This window comes from Deferribacterota bacterium, from assembly GCA_034189185.1.
In the GTDB taxonomy this organism is placed as follows: Bacteria; Chrysiogenota; Deferribacteres; order Deferribacterales; family UBA228; genus UBA228.
Genome location: JAXHVM010000268.1, coordinates 1 through 1,895 on the forward strand (window position 1 = coordinate 1; position 1,895 = coordinate 1,895).

2 protein-coding genes are annotated in these 1,895 nt (G+C 30.4%); both read right to left on the reverse strand.

The features are described 5' to 3' along the window. Positions 1–282: 282 nt before the first annotated feature. Positions 283–828 carry a flavodoxin family protein gene (locus SVN78_10745; protein ID MDY6822083.1) on the reverse strand — a complete coding sequence of 182 codons (546 nt, stop codon included), beginning with the start codon at positions 826–828 and terminating at the stop codon, positions 283–285. A gap of 64 nt (positions 829–892) precedes the next feature. Then, positions 893–1,895: diguanylate cyclase (locus tag SVN78_10750; protein MDY6822084.1), on the reverse strand; the 1,003-nt coding region annotated here is incomplete at its 5' end.

Sequence of the window (1,895 nt, forward strand, 5' to 3'; positions counted from 1 at the left end):
ACAACAAAACCATTTGAGGAAAATAGTGAGAGCAACTAGACGAAACCTATTAAAGGCAGCAGTTGCTAGCCTTGTAGGCACACAAATAAACTTGAAATATTTTGACTATGCAAACGCAAAAAAATTATAACTTGCAAAGCTAAATAAAAGTTGAACTTGCGAAGTTGAAGGAATAGCGAACATATGCAAAATTTCTAACTTGTGAAGTTGGAAGATTTAGGCAGATAATATCAACTAGTATGAAAACTTATTAGTGGATAAAACATTTTGATATTAATAGAGTTATATAAACATATTTAAGGCCATTTTTATTTCATCAAATTTCAATCTTGGACTGTCAAGATTATCTTTTGAGCAATTAGGCACAACTATCCCATAAAACTTTAGAAAATAGTGTTTTGCAAACCTCTCTATCCACTTAAGTAAAACACCGCTATTAGATCTATCTGGAGCACCTTGGGTTACTATAAAAAATAGTTTGCCACCTTCTTTAAGCTTTGATCTCCTATGTTTATCTATGAGACAAAACCATCTATCTAAAAAAAGTTTCAATTGGCCACTGCAAAAGCCGTAATAATTAGGTGTTAATATAATAAATAGATCAGCTTTGCTAAAGTCAGCTAAATAGGGGGAAAGCCCATCATCTACAACGCAAAAACTATTATTTAGCTTGCAACTATAGCAGGCTTGACAACCTCTATAATTCATTTTGTTCAAGTTTAGGGTCTTTACACTCTTATCTTTTAAGATATCTTCCTCAATCTTATTAGCAATAAAGGCACAACTACCTTTTTCTCTTGGGGAGCTATTGATTATATATGTATCCATAAGCCTACATGTTACTAATTTAACCTAAATAAAGTGGCATTTCAACAATTTAGTTTTCATACGGCTAATTTAAAACATTAAAGAAATTGCTATTAATACCAACTACTGACAAATAATTTTCTGATTTTTTAGCTATTTTTTTTGACTTTGCTAATACACTTGATAAGACATCTTCGTTAATATTATTAACATTTTTTGCAATCTCAATAATTGCAGCACTTATTGATAAAAGTTGTATCTTATCTTTTCTGCCTTGTCTATTAATACCAACATAATAACCCTTCTTTCTAGTTTCTTCATCAAAGAATACCAGTATAGAGCTATTAAATGAAGATATAACCTTTTCAACATCTTTAACTATACTCAAACATTCCTCATTATCTCTCAGTGAACCCACAAAAAAATCATCTCCACCAATGTGCCCAATAAAATATTTATTTATATCAATACATTTAAAAAGTATATCTTTACACATAAGAATTGCTCTATCGCCTAACCTAAAACCATAGTTGTCATTAAAGGGTTTGAAATGATTAAAATCTAGATATACAAAATATCTATATTTATTAGCCTTGTTTAAGGCATCACTAATATATTTATTTATTAAAATATTACCTGGTAATTTTGTAAGGGGATTTGTTTCTTTTGCAATTTCAAGTTCTTTTTTGTTGATTATATTAATAATATCCTTTGGATTTATCATCCCCTTATATTTAGCGTCTTCTGTTACTATTAAGCCTTCTGCTTCTATATTTTGGCTATACACCTCAATAACTTCCTCTATAGATTTTTTTATGTCAACTGTGGGTATAGCCGTCAAAAATCGCCTAATATTTTCATTGATAGACTTATTAATAAGTAGCTCTCTACCAAAGGGAGCATATATATATCTTTTAATTGACTTCTCACATATAACACCTTTTGGGGATCCTGTGTTATCAACTACCGGTAGAATAGTTAGCTCTGGATTATCCTCAAACCTTTCAAACACTTCTTCCATTGTTGAATTTATAAGTACTGGTTTAACTGTATCAAGCCTATCTCTTATGAGGTCTTCATCGGTAGCG

Excerpts from the sequence above, each read along its gene's own strand:
- SVN78_10745 (MDY6822083.1), bottom strand. The coding sequence starts at position 828 with ATGGATACATATATAATCAATAGCTCCCCAAGAGAAAAAGGTAGTTGT.